This is a genomic window from Hydrophilobacter chitinilyticus (genome assembly GCF_049860745.1).
In the GTDB taxonomy this organism is placed as follows: Bacteria; Pseudomonadota; Gammaproteobacteria; order Burkholderiales; family Burkholderiaceae_C; genus Rhodoferax_B.
Genome location: NZ_CP187561.1, coordinates 1,197,189 through 1,222,674 on the forward strand (window position 1 = coordinate 1,197,189; position 25,486 = coordinate 1,222,674).

Annotated in this window: 17 protein-coding genes; 8 read left to right on the forward strand and 9 right to left on the reverse strand. The window is 64.0% G+C overall.

Going from position 1 to position 25,486, the window contains the following annotated elements; genetic code table 11:
* Positions 1-13: 13 nt before the first annotated feature.
* From ACPWMG_RS05460 to ACPWMG_RS05495, 8 genes are all read left to right on the forward strand, one after another.
* Positions 14-2,545 (forward strand): TonB-dependent siderophore receptor, encoded by a 2,532-nt coding sequence (locus ACPWMG_RS05460; protein WP_483303645.1) that lies wholly within the window; start codon positions 14-16, stop codon positions 2,543-2,545.
* A 117-nt stretch (positions 2,546-2,662) separates the two neighbouring features.
* On the forward strand, positions 2,663-3,124 hold the full coding sequence (locus ACPWMG_RS05465) for a sigma-70 family RNA polymerase sigma factor (RefSeq protein ID WP_483305179.1): 462 nt from the start codon (positions 2,663-2,665) through the stop codon (positions 3,122-3,124).
* Between the two features lie 8 nt (positions 3,125-3,132).
* Positions 3,133-4,125: a FecR domain-containing protein gene (locus ACPWMG_RS05470; RefSeq protein WP_483303646.1), complete on the forward strand. Its 993-nt coding sequence runs from the start codon at positions 3,133-3,135 to the stop codon at positions 4,123-4,125.
* A 107-nt stretch (positions 4,126-4,232) separates the two neighbouring features.
* On the forward strand, positions 4,233-6,737 hold the full coding sequence (locus ACPWMG_RS05475; protein WP_483303647.1) for a TonB-dependent siderophore receptor: 2,505 nt from the start codon (positions 4,233-4,235) through the stop codon (positions 6,735-6,737).
* Positions 6,738-7,186: 449 nt separating this feature from the next.
* Entirely contained in the window at positions 7,187-7,825 is a 639-nt protein-coding gene (locus ACPWMG_RS05480; protein WP_483303648.1) for a hypothetical protein, read from the forward strand.
* A gap of 13 nt (positions 7,826-7,838) precedes the next feature.
* Positions 7,839-9,056 carry an efflux RND transporter periplasmic adaptor subunit gene (locus tag ACPWMG_RS05485; protein ID WP_483303649.1) on the forward strand — a complete coding sequence of 406 codons (1,218 nt, stop codon included), beginning with the start codon at positions 7,839-7,841 and terminating at the stop codon, positions 9,054-9,056.
* A 23-nt stretch (positions 9,057-9,079) separates the two neighbouring features.
* Positions 9,080-11,062: a MacB family efflux pump subunit gene (locus ACPWMG_RS05490; protein ID WP_483303650.1), complete on the forward strand. Its 1,983-nt coding sequence runs from the start codon at positions 9,080-9,082 to the stop codon at positions 11,060-11,062.
* Positions 11,063-11,070: 8 nt separating this feature from the next.
* On the forward strand, positions 11,071-12,453 hold the full coding sequence (locus ACPWMG_RS05495) for an efflux transporter outer membrane subunit (protein WP_483303651.1): 1,383 nt from the start codon (positions 11,071-11,073) through the stop codon (positions 12,451-12,453).
* Positions 12,454-12,467: 14 nt separating this feature from the next.
* Here ACPWMG_RS05495 and ACPWMG_RS05500 read toward each other — a convergent pair whose 3' ends face one another.
* The 9 genes from ACPWMG_RS05500 to ACPWMG_RS05540 form a co-directional block, all read right to left on the reverse strand.
* Positions 12,468-12,629 (reverse strand): hypothetical protein, encoded by a 162-nt coding sequence (locus tag ACPWMG_RS05500; protein ID WP_483303652.1) that lies wholly within the window; start codon positions 12,627-12,629, stop codon positions 12,468-12,470.
* A 33-nt stretch (positions 12,630-12,662) separates the two neighbouring features.
* Positions 12,663-14,798 (reverse strand): TonB-dependent receptor family protein, encoded by a 2,136-nt coding sequence (locus tag ACPWMG_RS05505; RefSeq protein ID WP_483303653.1) that lies wholly within the window; start codon positions 14,796-14,798, stop codon positions 12,663-12,665.
* Between the two features lie 280 nt (positions 14,799-15,078).
* Entirely contained in the window at positions 15,079-15,792 is a 714-nt protein-coding gene (locus ACPWMG_RS05510; RefSeq protein WP_483303654.1) for an alpha/beta fold hydrolase, read from the reverse strand.
* A gap of 19 nt (positions 15,793-15,811) precedes the next feature.
* A complete protein-coding gene (locus ACPWMG_RS05515; protein ID WP_483303655.1) occupies positions 15,812-16,984 on the reverse strand; it encodes an ABC transporter substrate-binding protein in 1,173 nt (390 codons plus the stop codon).
* A 371-nt stretch (positions 16,985-17,355) separates the two neighbouring features.
* Complete coding sequence (locus ACPWMG_RS05520; protein WP_483303656.1) at positions 17,356-18,594, reverse strand: LysR family transcriptional regulator; 1,239 nt, start codon at positions 18,592-18,594, stop codon at positions 17,356-17,358.
* 65 nt (positions 18,595-18,659) lie between these two features.
* The gene (locus ACPWMG_RS05525) at positions 18,660-19,160 is read right to left on the reverse strand and encodes a DUF1579 domain-containing protein (RefSeq protein WP_483303657.1); all 501 of its coding nucleotides are present in this window, start codon (positions 19,158-19,160) and stop codon (positions 18,660-18,662) included.
* A 113-nt stretch (positions 19,161-19,273) separates the two neighbouring features.
* Positions 19,274-20,755 carry an efflux transporter outer membrane subunit gene (locus ACPWMG_RS05530; protein WP_483303658.1) on the reverse strand — a complete coding sequence of 494 codons (1,482 nt, stop codon included), beginning with the start codon at positions 20,753-20,755 and terminating at the stop codon, positions 19,274-19,276.
* A gap of 50 nt (positions 20,756-20,805) precedes the next feature.
* A complete protein-coding gene (locus ACPWMG_RS05535; protein WP_483303659.1) occupies positions 20,806-24,063 on the reverse strand; it encodes an efflux RND transporter permease subunit in 3,258 nt (1,085 codons plus the stop codon).
* A 38-nt stretch (positions 24,064-24,101) separates the two neighbouring features.
* Positions 24,102-25,352 carry an efflux RND transporter periplasmic adaptor subunit gene (locus tag ACPWMG_RS05540; RefSeq protein ID WP_483303660.1) on the reverse strand — a complete coding sequence of 417 codons (1,251 nt, stop codon included), beginning with the start codon at positions 25,350-25,352 and terminating at the stop codon, positions 24,102-24,104.
* Positions 25,353-25,486: the final 134 nt, after the last annotated feature.

Consider the following 25,486-nt stretch of genomic DNA (forward strand, 5'->3'; position numbering starts at 1 on the left):
CACCATGTGCTCTATGGCTTCTCACTCCACTGGCAGCGCCGGCGCTACTGGCATCTCGACCCACGTTAACGCAACACGCAACCGGCCATCCCCTTTGACACGCGCCGTGCATGCGGCCCTCATCACCATGGGCCTGGCCACCGCCGCCTTGCATGGCTCGACAGCCTATGCGCAGGCCACCGATGCGGTCGTCAAAAAACAGTTTGAAGTGGCGCCCGGCGCGCTCGCCAGCGCACTTGCGGGCTTTGCCGCAGACGCGGGTGTGAGCGTGAGCGCGCCGCCCGAGTTGGTGCGTGGCCTCAACGCCGCAGGCTTGCGTGGCAGCTTCACTGTGCCTGATGGTTTGGCACGCTTGTTGGCCGGTACCGGCTTGGAAGCGGCGGCCAGCGGCAGCAACGCCTGGGTGCTGCAGCGCAAAGCCACGCCACCCGCTGCTGCCGCTGCCTCCACAACCACAGGGGCCACCTTGGCACCGGTCACCGTCACGGCGCAGGCCGAGCAAAGCCCCATCACCGAAGGCTCGGGCTCCTATACCGCGCGCATCGTTACGGTGGGCAAGGGCGAGCAGGCGCTGAAAGACATTCCGCAGTCGGTCACGGTCATCACGCGCCAAAAAATGGACGACCAGAACCTCAACACCATTGACGACGTGTTGGCCACCACCACCGGCATCACCATGTACGACAGCCCGATGGGTGGGCGCTATGTCTACTCGCGCGGCTTCCGTGTGGATACTTACCAATACGACGGTGTGAACCGTGCGTTCTACTACCCGCAGGCGAACAACTTCACCAGCAACGCCGTCACGCTGGACCGTGTGGAAGTGGTGCGCGGCGCCACCGGCTTGTTGCAAGGCGCTGGCTCGCCCAGCGCCACCATCAACATGGTGCGCAAACGCCCGTTGGCCGAGAAGCAATTTCAGATTTCTGGCAGTGCAGGCTCGTGGAACAACCTGCGTACCGATATCGACGCCACTGGCGCCCTGAATGAAGCCGGCACCTTGCGTGGCCGCGCCGTGGCCAGCGTCAACGACCGTGACTACTTTTACGATGTGGCCAACAGCCGCACCGGCGTGTTCTACGGCGTGCTGGAATATGACCTGGCGCCGCAAAGCAAGCTGACCGTGGGCACCACCTACGAGAAGCTGCGCTCCACGCCGTTCTTCCAGGGCCTGCCGCGCTACACCACGGGTGCTGATTTGCACCTGAGCCGCTCCACCTTTTTGGGCGCTGACTGGAACCGCTGGAACAGCGAGCAAACCGCCACCTTCGCCGAGTGGGACCACCGTTTCAACGCCGACTGGAATGCCAAAGTCACAGCGAGCTACACGCGCGAGCATCACGCGGTGAAGTACGCTTTTCCGCTAGGGGCCATCAACCCCGTCACGCTGACCGGGGCGCAGATGTACGCCGGTCTGTTTGACTTCACCACCGAAAACAAAACGCTTGACGTGGCGGTGGATGGCAAGTTCGACGCCTTTGGCCGCAAACACTCGGTGAGCTTTGGCGCCAACACCGGGCACATGGTCAACGAGAGCGATTTCTCGTTGATTGTGATGGGCGTGGCCAACAACGTTTTTGCGCCCAACCCTGCGATGCGCGAGCCCACACAAGCCGAGTTTCTGGCCAACCGCTACCGTGGTGGGGAAACCGAAAACCGTATGACGCAGTCGGGCGCTTACGGTGTGGCGCGCATCAGCCTCACCGACCCGCTGACCCTGGTGGCCGGTGCCCGCGTCACCCGTTACAAAGGCACGAACACCGACCGAAACACCGGTGCCGCCACCAGCGACCCGTACCAAGAAAACGGCGTCTTCACGCCCTACGGCGGCCTGGTCTACGCGCTGAACAAGGAGTGGTCGGGCTACGCCAGTTACTCCGACATCTTCCAACCGCAAAACGTGATGACCGCCGCTGGCGAGATGTTGCCGCCCATCAAGGGCCGCAACCTCGAACTGGGCTTGAAGGGTGAATTGCTCGACGGCCGCGTCAACACCGCCTTGGCGCTGTTCCGCATCGACCAAAGCAACCGCGCCGAAGAAGACCTGGTGAACCCTTGCTCGGTCAGCACCTACTGCGCCATCTCCAGCGGCAAGGTGCGCAGCCAGGGGCTGGATGCCGAGATCAGCGGCGAGGTGGCCCGTGGCTGGCAATTGTTTGCGGGCTACACGCTCAGCAACTTCAAGTACCTGAACAACACCTCCAACGCCGGTGTCGACTTCGCCAGCACCTACTCACCCAAACACATGCTGCGGGTGTGGAGCGACTACCGCTTGCCGGGCAGCTTCAGCGCCTGGAACATTGGGGGCGGCGTCAACTTCCAGACCGAGAGTTCACGCGTGGTGGGCGCCATCACCGACGTGCAGCCGGCCTATGCCGTGTGGACGGCGCGTGTGGGCTACAAGATCGACAACAACTGGTCGGTGGCGCTGAACGTGGCCAACCTGTTTGATAAAACCTACTACCAAACCATTGGCGCGCCCGCCTGGGGCAACTTCTACGGCGAGCCACGCAACACCACGCTGACCTTGCGCGGCAAGTTCTAAAACGGGCGAGCGGCACGCGGCAGGGGATGCCTATAATTGAGAATAATTCTCAACATTCTCAGCATCTGATTCCGCGTGTCCACCCAGCCGCCTTCCACGTTCGCCTTTGTCGAGTCCATGTACGTCGAACACCACGGCTGGCTGGTATCGCGCCTGCGCCGTAAGTTGGGCTGTGCGTTTGATGCGGCCGACCTGGCGCAGAGCGCGTTCTTGCGCGTGCTTACCGCGCCGGGCGTCGAGCAGGTCAAGGAGCCGCGCGCCTTTCTCACCACCATCGCCAACCACCTGCTGATCAATCAGGTGCGGCGGCGTGCCATCGAGCAGGCCTACCTCGACGCGCTGGCCACGCTGCCCGAACAATTTGCGCCGCCGCCCGAAGCGCGCTTGATGGTGCTGGAGACCCTGGTGAAGATCGACCGCCGCTTGAACGGCTTGCCCTCGCTGGCCAAACAAGCGTTTCTGCTGGCACAGCTTGAAGGCTTGAACCACAGCGAGATCGCTGCTGAATTGGCCATCTCTGTCTCTACCGTGAAGCGCCACCTGGCCAAGGCCGCCATGCGTTGCTTCTTTCCTGAATAGGTGCCGGTGTGTCTTTGAACTTATCGGGCGATGCAGCGCGCGTACCCCAAGCCGTGGCCGAGCAAGCCGTGCAATGGTGGATGCTGCTGAAGTCGCCGCCGGTGTCGGCCGCGCAACGCAACGCCTGGCAACAATGGCGCGCCGCAGATGCCGAACACGAACGTGCCTGGCAACGCGTGGAGGCGGTGAGTGGGCAGCTTGCCGGTGTGTCGTTGCCGCTGGCGCGTGCGGCCTTGGCCGGGCCAGCATCGTTGCGCAGGCGCCGCAGCATGCAACTGCTGACCGCCTTGGTGGTGGCCGGTGGCAGTGCGGCGTGGCTGCGCGAGCCCACGCTGTGGCAGGACCTGGCCAGTGACGAGACGACCGCCGTGGGCGAGCGCCGCAGCTTGACGCTGGCCGATGGCACCACGCTGAGGCTGAACACCGGCAGCGCGGTCAACATCGCCTTCAGCAACGAGCGCCGCGTGGTGCAACTGGTGCGTGGCGAGATCTGGGTGCAAACCGCTGCAGACGTTTTACACAGGCCTTTTCTGGTGCAAACCGAGGCTGGCAGTGTGCGCGCCATTGGCACGCGCTTTACGGTCAGAGCGGCTGGTGTGGTCAACGTCAACGTGTTGCAAGGCGCAGTAGAACTGCGCCCCGCCGATGCGCCCAACCAAGCCCAGCTGCTGCAAGCCGGCGAGACTGGTGATTTCACCCGCACCCAAGCCAGCCAGGCGCGGCCCATGGCCGATGGTACGGGCGCCTGGGCCGATGGTGTGCTGGTGGCATCGCAAATGCGCCTCGACGATTTTCTGGCCGAGCTAGGCCGCTACCGGCGCGGCCGCCTTGGCTGCGACCCGGCGCTGGCCGCGTTGCGTGTATCGGGCGTCTACCCGCTGGACAACACCGATCACATTCTGGCGGCGCTGACCTCGGCCCTGCCCGTGGAGGTGCACACCTTCACGCGCTACTGGGTGACGTTGCGCCCGCGCGGGCCGCGTGCGGTGGAGCGTTTTTAAAAAATCTGCAAAAAGTTGAGCTACTTGGCGTGAGCTTCTTGTCAAGGAGGTAAGGCGTGTGCCAAACGGCATGCCGACTTCCATCTTCAGCCTCACCCAAGGACTTTATGCAGGCCTCTTCCTCTTGTTCATATTTTTCGTTTCGCCGCTCGCCGTTGGCGGTTGCCTTGCACACGGTGTTCACCGGCACGCTGTTGATTGGCGGCTTGTCTGGCAACGTGTCAGCGCAAACACAGCCTGCCCAACAAATACGCCAAGACGCTCGCCGCTTCGACATTCCCGCAGGCTCCCTGGAAGGCACGCTCAACCGCTTGGGCCGCGAAGCCGGTGTGTTGATCTCCTTTGGCTCGGCCGTCACCGATGGCCTGCGCAGCGGCGGTGTGAGCGGCACGCTGTCGGTGGAAGAAGCTTTGTCGCAAGCCCTCAAAGGCACGGGCCTGGGCGCGGTGCGCTCGGCTGGTGGTGGCTATGCGTTGCGCGCTTTGCCGACGGGGCCAGTAGGAGCCGCAGAGACCTCGGCCACGCTCGGCACCGTCACAGTGACTGCCGCGTCCGCGCGTGACGCGCGCACCGATGGCACCGGCACCTACACCGCAGGCCCATCCACCGGCGCCACGGGCTTGAACCTGTCGCAGCGCGACACGCCGCAAACCGTCACGGTCATCTCGCGGCAGCAGATGACCGACCAGGGCAGCACCACCGTCTCTGACGTGCTGCGCCAGGTGCCGGGCATCACCGCTAACAACTACGACAGCGACCGCATGAGTTTCAACGCGCGTGGTTTTGCCATCACCAATTTCCAGTACGACGGTGTGGCCAAAGATTACGACGGCGTATACGACTGGGGGGCCACGAACAGCGACATGACCATCTTCGACCGCGTGGAAGTGGTCAAAGGCGCCACCGGTTTGATGAGCGGCACGGGCGACCCATCGGCCACGGTTAACTTCATCCGCAAGCGGCCGACCGATCAATTCACCGGCTCGGTGACGGGCAGCTATGGCTCGTGGAACGACGCGCGCGCCGAGGTTGACTTGGCCGGCCCGCTGAACGCCGCCGGCAGCCTGCGCGGCCGCGTGGTGGGTGCCTACCAAGACCGCGATTCTTACCTCGACCATTACCACCAGAAGAAGACCGTGGGCTACGGCGTACTCGAGGCCGATCTCACGCGCGACACCTTGCTCACCGCTGGCGTGGACTACCAGCACACCGACCCCAGAGGCTCCACCTGGACCGGTTTCCCCATCTTCAACAGCGACGGCAGCCGCACCCACTTCGACCGCTCTTTCAATCCGGCTACTACCTGGAGCAAGCGCGAAATGGAAACGCGCAACCTCTTTGCCACGCTGGAGCAACGCCTGGCCAACGACTGGAAGCTGAAGCTGAGTGTCAACAATGAAAACAGCCAACACCGCTCACTGTTGGGCTCGGCCAGCGGCGGCAACCCCGATCCGCTGACAGGCGAAGGCATGTATTTCTTCAGCGGCGACTTCCAGGGCAACCGCACGCAAAACACTGTGAATGCGAGCCTGTCGGGTCAATATGAGTTGTTTGGCCGCAAACACGACGCCATGTTCGGCGCCATGTGGTCCGAGACCAAGACCGACGGCCCGTGGTCCGAGTCGGCCTACCCATCGGTGCCGGGCAGTATCTATAACTGGACGGGCAACTACCCGCAACAGGCCTTCCCGCAAACGGCGGCGTACGAAGAGCACCGCCGCCAGACCGGCGTCAACGCCGCCACGCGCCTGCGGCCCACCGATGCGTTGTCGGTGATCTTGGGGGCACGCGTGAGCAACATTGATGCAGGCGACAGCCGGGTCTACAGCGATGGCGTGACGCCCGCTTTGAGCAGCAGCCTGAACGAGTCGGGTGTGGTCACGCCTTACCTGGGCGTGGTCTATGACTTGAGCGACACGACATCCGTCTATGGCAGCTATACCAGCATCTTCTCGCCACAGTCGTCACGCGACGCGAGCCGACAGTACTTGCCAGCCGTGAAAGGCAAAAGCGCGGAAGCCGGTGTGAAGGGTGAGTTTCTGGATGGGCGTGTGAATGCCAGCCTGGCGGCTTTCCACATCCAGCAAAACAACGTGGCCGAGTATGTGGACTTTGTCGACGGCGAGTCGGTGTACCGCGCGGTGCAAGGTGTGACCAGCAAGGGCATCGAGGCCGACGTCAGCGGGCAGATCGCCCACGGTTGGAACCTGCAGGCCGGCTACACCTACACCCATGCACGCGACGCGCAGGGCGGGCGTGTTTTCGGCTCCACCCTCATGGCCAGCCAGCCCGAACACGTGGTGCGTTTGAACACCAGTTACCGTTTGCCCGGCGACTGGAATGCGCTGACGGTGGGCGGCGGCCTCAGCTGGCAAAGCGCCTTCTACGCCAAGGTGTGGAACCCGGTGGCCGGCGACTACGCGCAGGTGAAGCAAACCGGCTACACCTTGGTGAACCTGATGGCACGCTACCAGATCAGCAAACAGCTCTCGGTAGCGGTCAACATCAACAACCTGTTCGACAAGCAGTACTACAGCGGTTTTGGTTTGTTTGAAACCGGCTTCTACGGCGAGCCGCGTAACGCTAAAGTCACGGTGCGGTATCAGTTCTAAAAAAATTGCATGTTTTTGGGTTTGCTTCGGCATAGCTCTTAACGCTACGCTGAACAAGTCGCAGCATGCGCGGCGTGTCTTTGCGGGATGAGCTGCTAGGCGCGAAACCCAAGGCAAGCCTTCTGGCTTGCCTGGTTTCGTAACAACGCAGATCGCCCGCAAAGCCACGCCCCGAAGGGCTCGGCCAAAAATGAGCGTCTTGACCACCCGAGTTGTTTGCACAGGCAGGGAGCCTGTGCTGCACAACGCGGGCGGCCAATCCATCTCATTTTTGACTCGAGCGCGCATGCTGGGACTTGCTCAGCGTAGCCTTAACGCTGCTTAAAAAAATTTTACCGAGCAGGGGCCATCAAACGATGGCCCTTTTTACGTTCTCGTTGGTCATAGTAGGTAAGGGCCTGTTGTGCAGGCTTGTCTACTTCGCGACGAGCAAATATTCCAAGATAAACATGCGTTTTTTCTCTCTTAAATCTATCGTGTGGGCCACCAGCCTGGCCGCAACCGTGTGCGCCGCCCAGGCCGAATATGTGTGGGTGGAGCCTGCCAGCGCGGCCACGGGCGGCAAGGCGCGTGCCTACGTGGGCGAGTTGGATGGCGCCAAGCGGCTGCCAGCCAACAGCGTGACGTTGGCGCGCATCTTCCTGGCCGATGAAAAAGACTTGCCGCTGACGCCCGAAGCCGACTTCTATGCAGCGCCGGTGACCGGTGCTGGTGACGTGCGCGCCACGGCGCGCCGCGTGGGTGAAGATGGCAGCATCACCTTTTTCCAGGCCAAGTTTGGCCGCAGCGAAACCAAGGCCGTGAACGACCTGGAACTGGTGCCGCTGACGGCTGGCGGCAACACCTTCCAGTTGGTGTTCAAGGGCCGCAAGGTCAATGCCACACAAGTCAACGTGCAAACCTCGGACGGCTGGCGCCGCGTGTTGCGCCCGGCGGAAGACGGCACGGTCAGCATCACCACACCGTTTGCGGGCCTCTACGTGCTGGAGGTTTCGGCCAAGGTGGGCGGCCTGCCGACCATTGTGGATGGCAAGAAGTATGAAGACGTGCGCCACACCGCCACCATCAGTTTCGAAGTGTCCAAGTAATAACCTAAACCTTATGACCCAAGACAGACTGCGACGCGTCAGCCCTCCTAGAAAAACTTTCCGCCTGTTGGCAGGAGTAGCACTCGCCGCACTCGCCCTAGGCACCGCCTTGGCCTGGCGCGGCAGCGGTGCGGCGCAGTTTGAAACCATCACCATCGCGCGCAGCCCCATCGAGTCCACCGTCAGTGCCATTGGCACGTTGCAGCCACGGCGTTATGTGGACGTGGGGGCGCAGGTGTCGGGCCAGATCAACCGGCTGTACGTGACGCCCGGCGCTGAAGTGCAGAAGGGCGCGTTGCTGGTGGAAATTGACCCCAGCGTGCAGCAGGCCACGGTAGACGCCAGCCGTGCCGCATTGGCTGGGCTGAGGGCCCAACTGGCCGACCAACAGGCGCAGCACCGCCTGGCGCAGCAGCAGCACACCCGCCAGCAGCAAATGGTGCGTGACGACGCCACGCGCCTAGAAGACGTGCAAACCGCAGAGGCCACCTTGGCTTCCGCTGGGGCCAAGATCGACTACCTGAAGGCGCAAATCGACCAGACCCAGGCGACGCTGAAGGCCGACGAAGCGCGCCTGGGCTACACCCGCATCTATGCGCCCATGGCCGGCACCGTGGTGTCGCTTGAAGCGCGCGAGGGCCAAACCCTCAACGCCACCTACCAAACGCCGAACATCTTGCGCATTGCCGATCTCTCGGCCATGACGGTGTGGACTGAAGTGTCTGAAGCCGATGTGCGCCGCGTGAAACCCGGCATGCCGGTGTACTTCACCACGCTGGGCGGTATGGGTGGTATGGGCGAGGCCAAGCCGCGCCGCTGGACGGGCAAGGTGCGCCAGGTGTTGCCCGCGCCGCCGGTGCCCGAAGGAAAGGCCGCAGGCACCGCGCTCGCGCCGTCCACCAGCAAGGTCATTCTGTACACCGCGCTGTTCGACGTGGACAACACCGACAGCGAACTCATGCCGCAGATGACGGCGCAAGTGCACTTCGTCACCGCCGCCGCCATTGATGCGGTCACCGTGCCCCTGCCCGCGCTGACCCCCGTGCCCGCCGAGCCCGGCCGTTACACCGCGCGGGTGCTGCGTGCCGACGGCGCGGCCGAGGAACGCCAAGTACGCATCGGTGTGCGCAACCGCACCACCGTGCAAGTGCTCGAAGGTTTGGCCGAAGGTGAGCAATTGGTGACCGGCGAAGTGGCCCGCGCCACGGGCGTGCGGCGCTTCGTGTGGTGAGCGTTGTAAGCGTTGTAAGCGTTGTGAGGGAGCGGCAACCGCTGATCGCGCTGGACGACCTGCGCAAAGTTTATGGCGGCCAAGGTGGGGCGCCTGCGGTGGAAGTGCTGCGCGGCATCAGCATCAACATCTACGCCGGTGAGTTTGTCGCCATCGTCGGCGCCTCGGGCTCGGGCAAATCCACGCTCATGCATTTGCTCGGCTGCCTTGACCAAGCCAGCAGCGGGCGCTACCGGTTCAACGGCCAGGATGTGGCCACGCTCGATGCCGACCAACTGGCCTGGTTGCGCCGCGAGGCCTTTGGCTTTGTGTTCCAGGGCTACCACCTCATCGCCACCGAATCAGCGGCTGAAAACGTGGAGGTACCCGCGCTCTACGCTGGCATGGCTGAAGGCCCGCGCCACGCGCGCTCGCAGCAACTACTGCAGCGGTTGGGCCTGGGCGACAAGTTGGGGCACCGGCCTTCGCAACTGTCGGGCGGGCAGCAGCAACGGGTGTCGATTGCGCGCGCGTTGATGAACGGCGGGCGCATCATCCTGGCCGATGAACCTACCGGCGCGCTCGATTCACAAAGCGGCCGCGAGGTGATGGCGCTGCTGCACGAGTTGGCGGACGCGGGCCACACCATCATCCTCATCACCCACGACCGCGCGGTGGCCGCGCAGGCACGCCGGGTGATCGAGATCCGCGATGGGCAGATCGTGGCAGACACCGCACCCGAACCCCAGGCCAAACCAGCCGTTCAGGCCGACACGGCAAACGGCTCTTTATTTGACAGTCTTGGCAACCCAGCAGATGAACGCCGCGTGTGGCTCGCCGAGTTGGGCGACGCGCTGCGCGCCGCCTGGCGTGTGATGGGCGTGAACCGCTTCCGCACCGGCCTCACGCTGCTGGGCATCGTCATCGGCGTGGCCTCGGTCATCGTGATGTTGGCGATTGGCCTGGGCACCAAGCAGCAGGTGGTGGCGCAGTTGGGCGCGTTTGGCTCCAACCTGATGTACATGGCCTCCATCGGTGAAAGCTCGCGGGTGCCGGGCCGCAGCATCACACTGCAAGACCTGGAGGCCGTGGCCGAGTTGCCCAACATTGCGCACGTGTTGCCCAACGTCACCGGCAACAAGGTGGTGCGCTACGGCAACAAAGACATCCAGACCTATGTGCGCGGCACCACCGCAGCCTTGCCCACGGTGCAAACCTGGCCGGTGGCACGCGGCGGATTTTTCACCGCGCAAGACGAACGCGAGATGGCCGCCGTGGCGGTGCTCGGCTACAAGCTGGCCAAAGACCTGCTGCCCGACGAGCCCAACCCCGTGGGCCGCCACATCCTGATCGACAACCTGCCGTTCCAGGTGATCGGTGTCATGTCAGAAAAAGGCGTGTTGACCGGCGACCGCGACGAAGACAGTTTGCTGCTGCTGCCCTTCAGCACCGCAGGCATCAAACTGTTTGGCCAACGCGAGCCCACCTACACCGTGATCGCCGTGAAAAACGTCGACGACGCCACCGGTGTGGAGCGCACCCAGGCAGCCGTTGAAGCGCTGATGTTCGAGCGCCATGGCATCAAAGACTTCGCCGTGGGCAACGCCGCCGCCTCCATTGCCGCCGAGGCCAAAACGCGCGACACCATGACCTTGATGCTCAGCTTGATCGCCGCCGTGTCGCTGGTGGTGGGCGGCATTGGTGTGATGAACGTGATGCTGATGACGGTGCGTGAACGCACGCGCGAGATCGGCATCCGCATGGCCACCGGCGCACGCCAGCGCGACATCTTGCGGCAGTTTTTGACCGAGGCGGTGTTGGTGTCGGTGGTGGGCGGCGCCATCGGCACGGCTGCCGGGTTGGCGATTGGCGGGTTGTTGATCTGGTGGGAGGTGCCGGTGATCTTCTCGGCCACGTCGATCGCCGGCGCGTTTGGCTGCTCGGTGGCCACCGGCCTGGTGTTTGGCTACATGCCGGCCAAGCAGGCGGCGCGCCTCGACCCGGTGGTGGCGCTGGCATCGGAATGAAAGAACCTGTGTTTCAACAACTCTACAAACCAGCCTTGACGGTGCTGTGGTCGGCCTTGGTGCTGGCGGGCTGCAGCAATCTCAATCCCGCGCAAACACCTGCTGCAACCGCTTTGCCCGCGACGTGGCAAGCGCCCACCACCGGCGCCACCGTATCGCAAGATTGGTGGCGCAGCTTTGGCAGTGCAGAACTCACGGGCCTCATCACCCAGGCGCAGACGCACAGCCTGGATGTGGCGGCGGCTGTGGCGCGTGTGAACCAGGCCGAGGCCTCTGCGCGCATGGCCGGTGCCAGTTTGTGGCCCGAAGTCATGGGCAGCGTCAACGCCAGCCGCAGCGGCTTGCTGGGTGGCAACGCGAGCCTGGACGCACCGGCCTACACCACCGGATTGGCCGCACGGTACGAGGTCGATTTTTGGGGCCGCAACCGGCTGCAAAACGACAGCGCCCGCGCCGCGTTGCGCGCCAGTGTGTTCGACCACGCCACGGTGCAATTGACCGTGACCGCCAGTGTGGCCAGCACCTGGCTGCAAACCGTGGGGCTGCAGCAGCGCGCCGACATTGCCGCTGGCAACCTGGCGAATGCCGAGCGCTTGTTGGCGGTGGTCAGCGCGCGCCAACGTGCGGGCGCGGCCACGTCGCTTGACTTGGCGCAGCAGCGTGGCGAGGTGGCGTCGTTGCGCCGGGCCTTGGCCGCCTTGCAGCAGCAGGCACAAGACAGCCGCATCACGCTTGGCTTGCTGTTGGGCCAAGCCGCGCCAGTGCACGTGCCCGCGCGCGCATTGACAGCTCTGCAGGCGCCGACCATTGGCGCCGGGTTGCCCGCTGATTTGCTCACGCGCCGCCCCGACATTGCGCGCGCCGAAGCGCAGCTTGCGGCGGCTGCCGCCAACGTGGGCGTGGCGCGCGCCGCGATGTTGCCCAGCTTTGTGTTGAACGCGGGCGTGGGCACGGGCAGCGAGCGTTGGAGTCGCTGGTTGGAGAATCCGTTCTACAACCTGGCCGCAGGGTTGACCGCGCCCATTTTCGATGCAGGCCGTTTGGCCTCGGGCCGCGACTTGGCACTCGCACAGCAACAAGAATTGCTGGCGCATTACCAAGCGGCCATTCACGCTGCAGCAGGTGATGTGGAGACGGCGCTGAACGCGGTAGCGGGCGCCGATGCGCAAGCCCAGGCGCAGGTGGAAGAGTTGGCGCAGGCGCAGCGCGCGTTCACGCTGGCCGAGTCGCGTTACCGCGCGGGCGCTGAAACGCTGCTGGTGTTGCTGGTGACCCAGCGCACGCTCTACGCCGCGCAAGATGCGGCGGCGCAATTGCAGCAGGCGAAACTGGTGGCCAACGTGGCGCTGTTCCGGGCCTTGGGCGGCGGCTGGACCTGTGCCGCGTCTTGATTGACAGACCGCCCCTAAGGCTCCAGCAGACCCAGCAGCACCCAGCAGGCCAGCGCCCAGAAGATGATCAACGTCAGGGCGAAGCGAAGAAAGCTCAGGGGGGTGAACGGCTCTGCTTCCGTGCGCGGCGAAGCGTCTTGCGTCGGGGGCGACGCAAGTGTGGTGTTGGGGGTCATCTCGCGTGACCGATTCCGATCTTCTGCCAAGGTTTAAAACGGCAAGCTGGCCGATAAGCCCACCAGCCAGGTGCGGCCGGGGGCGGGTTCAAAGAATCGGCTGTTGCCCTCGTTGACGATCACCGAGCCGATGTAGCGTTTGTTCAAGAAATTGTCGGTGCGCGCAAAGCCTTCAACCTCCCAGGCGCCGAGCTTGGTCAAGTAGCCGACGAAGGCCGAGCCAATGCCGTAGCCTGCGGCCGCGTCAGAGTTGAGGTCGTTCACATAGACCTGGCTCAACACCCGCCATTCCAAGCCCGCACGCCAACCTTGGGGAGGTGCCCAAGTGGCGCTGGCGAACAGGCTGTTTTGCGCCAACCCCGGAATGCGGTTGCCGGCCGAGGGGCCTTCAGAGTAGCGCGCGTCCAGCGCGGTGTAGGCCACTTGGGCACGCACGTTCTTTTGAAATTCTTGCGACCAGCCCAACTCGAAACCGTTGCGCCGTGTGCGACCCGCATTCTGGTACGTGGCGCGGCCACCGACGCTGGTCAACGTGGAGATTTCGTTGTCGGTCTCGGTGCGGAACACGGCCGCCGTCCACTCGCCCATTTGCTCGGAGAGTGATTTGACACCGACCTCGACACTGCGGCTGGTGGCGGCAGTCAAACCGAAGTTCAGGCCGGTTTGGCCGTTCGGGCGGTATGACAGTTCGTTCAAGGTTGGCGTCTCGAAACCTTTGCCGGCCGAGGCATACACACGCATGCCGTTGTCCAGCGCATAGCTGGCGCCCAGCACCGGCAAGGTGGCGCCGTAGTTGGCGCTGCCGGTGTCGTTGGGGTTGACGGCCGTCACGTAGTGGTCTTCAGAATCGAAGCGAATGCCGCTGTGGCGCACGCCTGCGTTTACCGTCCAGCGCGGGGCCGGTTTCCACTCGGCTTGTAGGTATTGGTCGAAGCTGGTGACGTGGTTGCGCTCGTCGCGGCGCAATTTGCCTTCCACGCCGGTGGTGGTGCCGATGAAGTTCTCATAGCCACGGCGGTTTTCCCACAGGCCGTCGTACGACAGCCCACCCACCACCGTGAGGGGAGCGTCGGCAGCCTTGCCGCGCCAGGTCCAGCGGAGGTCGGTGCCGCCGTAGTCGCGGTCGAGGGCAATCACCCCGCCGGGGTGCAGCGGGTTGAGTTGCACGGCCACGGGAATGGCCTGGTACTGCGTGGTGCTGCGTTCGCCGCCGTACAGCGTCACCTGAAACGCGTTGGCCGCGTTCAAGCGGTGCTCGTACACCAGGCCCACTTGGGTCTGGTCCATGGACTTGCGGGTGTTGAAGGTCAGCGCCACGGGGTCCACGCCGCGCGGGTTGGCGGTGAACTGCGCACGCGTCAACCCCAAGGGGTCTTGTGCTTCGGGCAGCACGACGCGGTTGGCCACCAGCGTGAGTTTGCCGTCCTCGGTTGGCTTCAGCGTGAGCTTGGCGTTGGCCAAGGTACGCTCGGCCTGGCTGTGGTCGCGGTAGCCATCGGTGTTGAACTGGCTGGCCGACAGCACGTAACCCACACCGCTATCGTTCTCACCAGAATTGCCGCTGGCCTGCACGCCGTAGCGTCGCAGACCATCGCTGCCCACGCCGGCCGACAAGGTGAGGCGCGGCGCGCCGTGGCCTTCTTCGGTGAAGACTTGCAGCACACCGCCCGACGAGTTGCCATACAAGGCCGAGAACGGCCCACGCAACACCTCGATGCGCCCGGCCGAGCTCAGGTCGACGTGCGAGATCTGGCCCTGGCCATCGGGCAGGGTGGCCGGAATGTTGTCCACGTAGAGCCGCACCCCGCGAATGCCGAAGCTGGAGCGCGCGCCGAAACCGCGCACCGAGATCTGCACGTCTTGCGCGTAGTTTTGCCGGTCGCGTGCGGCCAGGCCTGGCACGCCGCCCAGGCTTTCCGAAATGTTGACCTGAGCCTTGCCCAGATGGATGCCTTGGCCTTCTACCCGGTCGATGGACGCGGGCACGTTCAGCGGGTCGGCCTCGGTGCGGGTGGCGGTGACGACCATGGCGCGTAGCGCTGGTGGCTCGGCGGCTGGCGGGGTAACCGGCTCAGCAGGCGTTTGTGCCGTCGCCAGGCAGGCGATGCCGGACAGCGCGGCAAACGAAGCCGTGCGCGCCGGTGGGAAAAAGCGTTTGGAAAATTTCATGGATGGGGCCCCAAATATAAAGCGAGATCGTGTCGCGAGGCCGGGTGCGTTTGCTGGCAAAGGCCAGCGTCTAAAAGGACACGCTATTGGAGCAGAACAGGCTAACCCTTGAGGCCGGGTGTGAATTGCCTCGCCGAACCTTGGTTGAGAGGCTCGCCAGTTGATTCAAGTGGATGCTGTGCGCCTGATCTAGCCGCTCATCCGTACGTGCTGGGCTGGGGCCAGGCTAGGGAAGGGGGCAGAGGTGGCTCCGGCGCAGGAGCCACCGTGGATGGCTGGGCTACGCCTCGCTGCGCAGCCAGCGCGCCAGGCTGTCGGCGACGGCCTGTGGGCGCTCCATCGGGGCCATGTGGCCCGCGTCGGGAATGACGTCGAGCGCCGCTCGCGGCACCAGTTGGTGCATCTCGGCATGCTGCGCGGGCGACGCCCAACTGTCTTGCGCGCCGCATTGCAGCAGCGTGGGCATCATCAGCGAACGCAGCACATCAGAGGCATCGGGGCGGTCCAGCAGCGCCTTGATCTGGCTGGCAAAGATGTCGGCGGTTTTATGCTCGAACATCGCCAGCACTTCTTCGACCAACGTGGCATCTTGCAGGCGCGCGGGGTGCACCATGCCCTGCACCCAGGTTTGCGCCATCGCCCGTACGCCTTGGGTGCGCGCCACTTCCAGCAACTCATACCGCTTGGCAGCCTCGCGCTCACCGGCTTCGCCAGCGGGCCGCGCCAGGTAGCCGGTGTCGAGCAGCGCCACACGGGTGACGCGCTCTGGCGCCATGCGCACCACTTCCAACGCGACCCGGCCACCCATCGAGTGGCCGGCCAGCGCAAAACGCGGTGGCGCCTGTTCCAGCACCTGGTGCGCCATCACCTGCAGGTTCTGCGCGGGGCCGTAGTCGGCCACCCAAGGTTTCACGTCGGCGGGCAGCCAGGGGTAGAGCGGCGACCAGACCTGCGCGTTGCACATCAAGCCGGGAAGAAGAACCAGTGTTTGCATGTTGGCTGAATTGCTAAAGTTACTTGGCTGCCTTGGCGGGGTCTTTCACCGCCGTGAAGGTCTGCACCTCGGTGTTCCAGAGTTGGCCACCGACTTTTTCAACCTTGCGCACGTAGATGTTGTGCACCACGTCGCGGGTCTGCGGGTCGATCAACACCGGCCCGCGTGGGCTCTCGAACGTCTGGCCCTTCATGGCTTGCAGCAGCGCATCGCCGCCTTCGCCTTTGGTGGCTTTGGCCGCGTCGTAGATGATGTGCATGCCGTCATAGGCACCTACGGCCATGAAGTTGGGGCGTGTGCCGCCGTTGGCTTTGCCGAAGGCTTCGACAAACGCCTTGTTGGTGGGCGAGTTGTGTGCCGCCGAGTAGTGGTGCGCGGTGACCACGCCCAGCGCCACGTCGCCCATGCCGTCCAGAATGTCGTCGTCGGTCACGCTGCCTTCGGCGATCACGCGGATGCCGGCCTTGTCCATGCCGCGCTCGGCAAACTGCTTCATCAGCGCCGAGCCCACACCGGCCGGCACAAAGGTGAACAGCGCATCGGGTTTGATGTCGCGCACCTTTTGCAGGAAGGGCGCGAAGTCAGGGTTGCGCAGCGGCACGCGCAGCGTCTCGACCACCGTGCCGCCCTGCGCCACAAAACGCTGGTTGAACCAGGTTTCAGAATCCACACCGGGGGCGTAGTCGGTCACCAGCGTCACTACTTTTTTGATGTTGTTCTTGGCCGCCCAATCGGCCAGCACCGTGACCACCTGCGGCACGGTGAAGCTGGTGCGCACCACGTAGGGCGAGGCCTCTGTGATGCTGGCGGTGGCGGCGGCCATCACCACCATCGGCGTTTTCGACTGCGTGGCAATCGGCGCGGTGGCCATGGCCAGCGGCGTGAGCCCAAAGCCGGCCAGCACCTGCACCTTGTCGGTGACCACCAGCTCTTGCGCCAGGCGTTTGGTGACTTCGGGCAGGCCGGTGTCGTCCTTCACGATCAACTGCACTTTCTTGCCGGCCACGCTGTCGCCGTTTTGCGCCATGTACAGGCGCGCTGCGGCCTCCAGTTGTTTGCCGGTGGAGGCGAAGGGGCCGGTCAAGGGCAAGATCAGGCCGACCTTGAAGGTGTTGTCTTGTGCGAAGGCGGTGCCAAGGCTGCAGGCCAACGCGGTGGCGGCCAGAGTGTGAAGAAGCTTGCGCTTGTGCATGGGGTTGTCTCCTGTCTTTTTGTGGGCTTAAGGCTACGCTGAATAAGTCGCAGCATGCGCGGCGTGTCTTTGCGGGATGAGCTGCTAGGCGCGAAACCCAAGGCAAGCCGTCTGGCTTGCCTGGTTTCGTAACAACGCAGATCGCCCGCAAAGCCACACCCCGAAGGGCTCGGCCAAAAATGAGCGTCTTGACCACCCGATTGTTTGCACAGGCAGGGAGCCTGTGCTGCACAACGCGGGCGGCCAATCCATCTCATTTTTGACTCGAGCGCGCATGCTGGGACTTGTTCAGCGTAGCCTTAACTGCCAACAGTGTGCAGGGCGGCGGCGCAGTCGTCCAATGCGTAGCGGCGATGAGCTATGCAATTTGCTTATTGATGAGCCTCGGCGCGCAGGGCTTCGGCGACCGCGCGGAAAGCTTCTTGCAGCAGTGCGGCAGCAGGCGTGGGCAGGTAGTTGTTGCGCTGCATCAAACCGATGCGCCGGTCCACATGCTGCGCCTGCAGCGGCAGCACCGTCAGCAGGCCGGCCTGTATTTCGCGCGCCACCTGGCGAGGCGACATCAGCGCCAGGCGGTCGCTGGTGGCCAGCATCGCCAGCATCATCATGGCGCTGTTGGCGCGCACCTGGTCGGCGGGGAAGGGCAGGCCGGCGGCGCGCAGCATTTGCGTGAGCGCGGTTTCGGCCGGGGTGTCGGGCATGGGCAAGACCCAACTGGCGTTTTGCAGATCGGCCCAGGCGAGTTTGCGGCGCTTGTTTTTCGGCTGCGCCAGCGGGTGGCCGCCGCGCACAATCACCGCCAGCCGGTCGTCAAACAACACTTCTTGCGTGACGTCGTCCGATGGGGGGCTACTGCGCAGCGCACCCACAATGAAATCCACCTCGGCGCGGCGCAACTGCTGCACCAAGGCCTCAAAGGTGCCATCCACAATCACCAAGCGCACAGCGGGCTCGCGGGCCAGCAAATGTTCGACGGCGGGCGGCAGCAGCATGGCGGTAGAAAACGGCAGCGTGCCCACCACCAGATGGCCTTGCAACGGGCCTACATCGGTGTGCCATTCTTCGCCGGCCTGGCGCAGCTCAGCCAGGGCCAGGCGCGCGGCTTGCAGCAGTGTTTCGCCCGCGTCGTCCAGCTTCAAGCCGCTGCGTGCGCGGATGAACAACGCTGCACCACCCATGTGTTCCAACTGCGCCAGCGACTGGTGCACCGCCGACTGGCTGATGCCCAAGCTTTGCGCCGCACGGCGCTCGCTCCCGCCCTCGGCCACCGCTTGCAATGCGCCGATGTGCCGTGGTTCTACGCCCAGCGCCAACGGGCTGCTGTGCCAGTCACCACCGCCACTGCGCCGGTTGCGGTGTTGGTCGGCCTGGGCAAACTGCTGCAATGCACGCGCTGCACGCAAAGCCAGTTGTTGCCCTTGCGGTGTGGCGACCATGCCGCGCCCGGTGCGCTCGAACAGCGGGGCGCCGAGTTCTTCTTCCAAACGCACCACCGCGCGCGCCACCGACGACTGCGCCACGTGCAGCAAGGCTGCGGCCTTCTGGCTGCTGCCGGTTTCTGCCACTGCCGCCAGAGAGCGCAGCAGGTGAAGATGGGGGAGAAAAAGCATGCGCCGACTATAAATGCCGATAAAGGCCGATCAAGGCGGGCCGCATGCACCGGCCGTTGTGTGGCCTAGGTTGGTGCTGTCGCGGGCGTGAACGTCATGGTCCAGTTGGTCTCCCACGTGGCCCCGCTATCAGGTGAAAACGCCTGCTCCCATTGCGGGCGGTTTTCATGGCCTGGTGTCCAGATGAAGCGTACACGGATGGGCTTGCCGTCGAGGACATCATCGGCGTAGAACGTGCCCACGCCGTCGTTGAACCTGCCGCGCACCGGCGTGTCCAACGCGTTGGGGTTGCGCACATCCAGCCACCAGATCGACCAAGTGTGGGTGTCGCGGTCGTACGAGCGCATGGCCACGGCGCGTACCGCGCCTTCTGGAAAGTGCAAAAGGTTGTCTTCCAGATTGCCGTAGCCACCGAGAATTTTGGTGGTGGACGATTCGCCTTTAAACGTCGTCCATTCCTGGCAGTGGACCAGGCGCAGGTTGAGCCGGCGGTGCAACACCACCCAGTCGCCCATGATGAAATCAAAGTCGCTGGGGGCGTGGAGTTCGAGAGACAAGGGGGGCATGTGGACTCCTGAGAACGTGTGGGTTCAAAGGAGTTTGCGCCGCAATACCTGTCAACCTATGGCAGGTATTGCAGGTATTGCGGCGCTTTCTTCACTTCTTTTTGCGCGTTGCTTCAGTCGCCGGTTTTGGCGATGGCCAGTGTGCGCGGCGCTGGGGCCGTGCCTTGTGCCTGTACATCCCAGCCGCCACCCAGCGCACGGATCAACATCACGGTGGATTGGTATTGCGCCGAGCGCACTTCCACGGCCTGGCGGCGGTTGCGCAGCTCGCTGCGGCGGGCGTCCAGCAGGTCCAACTGGCTCACCAAACCGTTGCGGTAACGCACGTCGCTGATGCGTGTGGCACGTGTGGCGGAATCCACAGCGCGGTCTTGTGCCTGGGTTTGCTGGGCCAGCAGGCGCAGGGCCGAGAGTTGGTCTTCCACCTCTTTGAATGCACCCAGCACCTGGCCACGGTAAGCGGCGGTGGCACCGTCCAGCTGTGCGTTGGCTTGTTGGATGCCAGCTTCGCGGCGGCCGCCGTCAAACAGCGGCAGCGACAGCAAAGCACCCACGCCCCAAGCGCGTGCACCCCACTTGAACACGTCGCCGAGTTCGGTGGAAGCGTAGCCGCCAGCAGCCGTCAACGACACGCTGGGGAACCAGGCGGTTTGTGCCACGCCCACGCGCGCTTGTGCGGCCAGCAGATTGCTTTGTGCGGCGGCGATGTCGGGGCGGCGCGTCAACACGGTCGCGGGCACGCCAGCGGGAATGCTCGGCAATGCGGCGCGCCAGTCAGCCTGGTCGAGTGGCTTCACGCTGAAGTTGGAGGCGGCTTCGCCGACCAACACGGCGAGCGCGTGTTCGAGTGCGGCGCGTTGGCGGTCTAGAGCCAAGGCATCCGATTCGGTGGATGCGACTTCGGTGGCGGCACGCGCCACGTCGAGCTCGGCCAAGTCGCCGGCTTGTTGGCGGCGTTCGGTCAGGCGCAGGGTGTTGCGGTAGGCCTCAACGGTTTCGCGCACCAGGGTGCGTTCGGCGTCGAGTGCGCGCAGCGACAGGTAGGTTTGGGCCACGTCGGCTTGCACCAGCAGGCGCGTGCTTTGCAAGAGCGCGGCGCGGCTTTGCGCGTCCAGGCTGGCGGCATCGGTGGCGCGCGAGAGTTTGCCAAACAGATCCAGTTCGTACGAGAAACGCAGGCCGGCTGTGCCAATGCTGGCGGGCACGGTGCTGCCAGAGGCGCTGTCGGCACCGGCGGCGCGGTTCACGCCTGCGCCCAGGCCGACTTGCGGCGATTGGTCGGACTGTGCGTTGCGCAGCAAGGCTTGTGCTTGTGCCACGCGCGAGGCCGCTTCGGCGATGCTGGTGTTGCGTTGGCCGGCTTGTTCGATCAGCGCATTCAGTTGCGGATCGTTGAACACCAGCCACCAGGCGCCACGGTCGGCGGCTTCAGATGGCGTGGCTTTCACCCACTGCTCGGTGCTGCTGGTTTCTTTGAACGCAGCGGGGGCAGCGGCAATGGCTTGGGGGTCTACGGCCGGGGCCGTGGCGCAACCGGCGAGCACCAGGGCCGCGAGTAGTGGAGCCAGGGCAGGGCGGAAAAATGAGGTCTTCATGTTGAATCTCCTTGAAGGCCGCAGCGCTTGGCTGCGGCGCAACAAATGGTTTATTCCAGTGGGTTCAGTGGTGCGGCAGGCAGGGGGCGCGCATTGCCGCCACCGTGGCCGATCACAGGCGTATCGGCCGAGACAAACGCCTCTTCGGTGTGCGGCTCGGTGCCATGCAACTTGAGTGCACGGTTACCCGCCAGGCGGCGCATCAGCACATAGAACACCGGCGTGAGGAACAAGCCGAAGGCGGTCACACCAATCATGCCGGCGAACACCGCCACACCCATGGCCGAGCGCATTTCGGCACCGGCGCCGGTGGACAACACCAGGGGCAGCACACCCATGACGAAGGCCAACGAGGTCATCAGAATCGGGCGCAGGCGCAGGCGGCTGGCTTCAATGGCAGCCTGCACAGGTGTGCGGCCGGCAAACTCCAGCTCACGCGCAAACTCGACGATCAGAATCGCGTTCTTCGCAGAGAGCCCCACTAGCACAATGAGCCCGATTTGTGTGAACACGTTGTTGTCACCCCCGTGGATCCACACGCCGGTCATGGCCGCCAGGATGCCCATGGGCACGATCAAGATGATGGCCAGCGGCAGCGTCAGGCTTTCGTACTGCGCAGCCAACACCAGGAACACCAACAGAATCGCCAGCGGGAACACCAGGAAGGCAGAGTTACCGGCCAAGATCTCTTGGTAGGTCAGCTCGGTCCATTCAAAGCTCACGCCCTTGGGCAGCGTTTCAGCGGCGATGCGGTTGATGGCATCTTGCGCTTGGCCGGACGAGAAGCCGGGGGCTGGGCCACCGTTGATGTCGGCGGCCAGGTAGCCGTTGTAGCGCATGGCGCGTTCCGGGCCGAAGCTCGAATTCACCTTCATCAGCGCTGACAGCGGCACCATTTCGCCGGTGTTGGAGCGCACCTTCAGCAGGCCCACGTCTTCGGCACGTGCACGGTAAGGCGCATCGGCTTGCACACGCACGCTGTAGGTGCGGCCAAACTTGTTGAAGTCGTTGGCGTACAGGCTACCCAGGTAGATCTGCATGGTGTCGAAGATGTCGGTCACGGGCACACCCAATTGGCGCGCCTTGGTGCGGTCGATGTCGGCGTAGAGCTGTGGCACGTTGACTTGCCAGCTGGTGAACATACCGGCGAGTTCTGGCGTTTGGTAAGCCTTGGCCATGAAGGCTTTGACGGCCTTGTCCATCTCGTCGTAGCCCAGGCCACCACGGTCTTCCAACTGCAGCTTGAAGCCGCCGGTGGTGCCCAAACCGGCCACGGGTGGCGGTGGGAACATCACGATGAACGCGTCTTGAATGCTGCCAAAGGCTTGGTTCAATTGGCCGGCCACGGCACCCCCGCTTTGGTCGCCGCGCTTGCGTTCTTCAAACGGCTTGAGCGTGGCAAACACAATGCCCGAGTTCGAGCTGTTGGTGAAGCCGTTGATCGACAAGCCGGGGAAGGCAATGGCGTCTTCCACATTGGGGTTTTGCTTGACGATGTCGCCCATGCGTTTGATCACGTCTTCGGTGCGGTCCAGCGTGGCGCCATCAGGCAGCTGCGCAAAACCAATCAGGTATTGCTTGTCTTGCGCTGGCACAAAGCCGCTGGGCACGGCCTTGAACAGGCCGAAGGTGACGCCGATCAGCGCCAGGTAGATCACCATCATCAAGGCCTTGCGACCGATGACGGACTTCACGCCGCCGCTATAGGCTTCGGAGCCACGGTGGAAGAAGCGGTTGAAGGCGCGGAAGAAGCCGCCAAACACCTTGTCCATGCCACGCGTCAGCGCGTCTTTGGGGGCGTCGTGGCTGCGCAGCAACAGGGCGGCGAGCGCTGGCGATAACGTCAGCGAGTTGATGGCCGAGATCACGGTGGAGATGGCGATCGTCACCGCAAACTGCTTGTAGAACTGACCCGTCAAACCGCTGATGAAAGCCAGCGGCACAAACACGGCGACCAGCACCAGGGCGATGGCGATGATCGGGCCCGACACTTCACGCATGGCGCGGTAAGTCGCGTCGCGCGGCGACAGGCCGGCTTCGATGTTGCGTTCGACGTTTTCCACCACCACGATGGCGTCGTCCACCACAATGCCGATGGCCAGCACCAGGCCGAACAAGCTTAAAGCGTTGATCGAGAAGCCCAGAATGTGCAGCACGGCAAACGTGCCCACCACCGACACTGGAACCGCCAGCAACGGGATGATGGAAGCGCGCCACGTCTGCAGGAACAGAATCACCACCAGCACCACCAGGGCAATGGCTTCGAGCAGCGTGTGCACGACCGATTCAATCGAGGCGCGCACAAACTGTGTGGGGTCGTAGGCGATGCGGAACTCCACGCCTTCGGGCATGTTCTTGTTGAGTTCGGCCATGGTGGCACGCACGTCACGCGAGATGTCGAGCGCGTTGGAGCCAGGCGACTGGAACACACCCATGCCCACGGCGGCGTCGTTGTTCAGCAGCGAGCGCAGCGAATAATCGGCAGCGCCCATTTCCAGGCGGCCAATGTCGCGCAGGCGGGTCACCGCGCCATCGGCGCTGGTCTTGACGATGATGTCACCAAACTCTTCTTCGCTTTGCAGACGGCCTTGTGCATTGATCGACAGTTGCATGTCGACACCGGCCAGGCCGGGCGATGCACCCACCACACCGGCTGCGGCCTGGATATTCTGGCCTCGAATGGCCGCCACCACATCACTGGCCGAGAGGCCGCGCTGTGCCACCTTTTGCGGGTCGAGCCAGACGCGCATCGCGTAGTCGCCACCGCCGAAGATCTGTACCTGGCCCACGCCTTGGATACGTGCCAAACGGTCTTTGACGTTCAGCACTGCGTAGTTGCGCAGGTAGTTGATGTCGTAGCGCTTGTTGGGCGACAACAGGTGGACGACCATGGTCAGGTCGGGCGCGCTCTTGACGGTGGTCACCCCCAAACGGCGCACTTCTTCGGGCAGGCGCGGCTCGGCTTGCGAGACGCGGTTCTGTACCAACTGTTGTGCTTTGTCGGGGTCGGTGCCGAGCTTGAAGGTCACGGTCAGCGTCATCACGCCGTCGGTGGTGGCTTGGCTGCCCATGTAGAGCATGCCTTCCACACCGTTGATCTGCTCTTCGAGTGGCGTGGCGACGGTCTCGGCGATCACCTTGGGGTTGGCGCCGGGGTAGGTGGCGCGCACCACCACTTGCGGTGGCGCGACTTCGGGATACTCGGAAATCGGCAGAGCGCGCATGGCCAGCAAACCCGAGATCAGGATCAGCAGCGACAGCACACCCGCGAAGATCGGGCGGTCGATAAAAAATTTAGTGAAGTTCATGTTCTATTTCTCCGTTGGGGAGTCCCTCGCTCCTGATCTCAGGACTTCGCCAATTTCTCGGCCGAGGCTGCTGCTGGCTTGCTGCCGTCCATGGGCACCATCTCTGGGGCCACCAGCGCGCCGGGGCGCACACGCTGCAAACCGTTGACCACCAACTTGTCGCCAGCGGCCAATCCCTTGGTGACGACGCGCAGGCCGTTGACCGATGCGCCCAGCGTGACTTCGCGGTAGGCCACGGTGTTGTCGTTGCCGACCACCATCACGAACTTCTTGTCCTGGTCGGTGCCCACGGCGCGTTCGTTCACCAGCACAGCAGCTTCTGCCTTGGGCTGGCCCATGCGGATGCGGGCAAACTGGCCGGGGATCAGGCTGCCGTCGGCGTTGTCAAAAATGGCGCGCACACGCAGCGTGCCGCTCTTGGCGTCGACCTGGTTGTCGACCAGTTGCAGGCGGCCCTTGATGGGCGTGTCGCTGGTGGCGGCAGTGCCCATCTGCACGGGGATGTTGCCCAGGGCGCGGGCGCCGTTGTGGCTGGGCACGTCTTTCAGTGCGCGGGCGATGACGCCTTCGTCGGCATCAAAGCTGGCGTAGATCGGGCTGATGGAGACCAGCGTGGTCAGCACCGGTGCGCCAGGGCCCGAGGCCACCAGGTTGCCCACGGTGACTTCCAACTTGCCCACACGGCCGGCCACGGGGGCGCGCACCTGGGTGTAGTCCAGGCTGAGCTTGGTGGTTTGCAGGGCGGCTTGTGCGGCACGCAGGTTGGCTTCGGCTTCACGCAGGGCGTTCACACGTTCGTCCAACTCGCGTTGGGCGATGGCTTGTTCGGCCCACAGGCGCTTGGCGCGTTCGTGTTCGCTTTGCGTGTGTTGCACGCGGGCTTGGGCGGCGGCCAGTTGCGCTTGGCTGCGTTCCACTTCGGCGGCGTAGGGGGCGGGGTCGATGGTGATCAGCAAGTCACCCTTTTGCACCAGCGCGCCTTCGCGGAAGTGCACCGATTGCACGGCACCCGATACACGCGAGCGGATGTCCACGCGTTCGACGGCTTCCAGGCGGCCGGAGAATTCCGACCAGGCGTTGACCTGGCTTTCAGCCACGGTAGCGACTGACACCGGAATGGCTTGTGGTGCCGCCGGTGCTGCGCTGGCGACGGCATTGCTGCTGTGCAGCCCGAAGCTGATGCCGGTGGCGGCGGCCACGGCTGTCACGATGGCGGCGGTGGTCCAGACCACGCTACGGCGCAGGGGTAGGTTGGTGGGGCTGGCGTTGGTTTGATCAGTCTTGTTCATGGCAATCCTCCGGTCTTCAAATAAATAAAAGTCAAAAACAAAAAATAGGTGCCGCTGCAAACCCCGTGAAGGGTGCGCAAAGGCGGGTTTGTCTCGGTATGCGGCATCTACCTGCAGGTCATGCAGGCAATGCA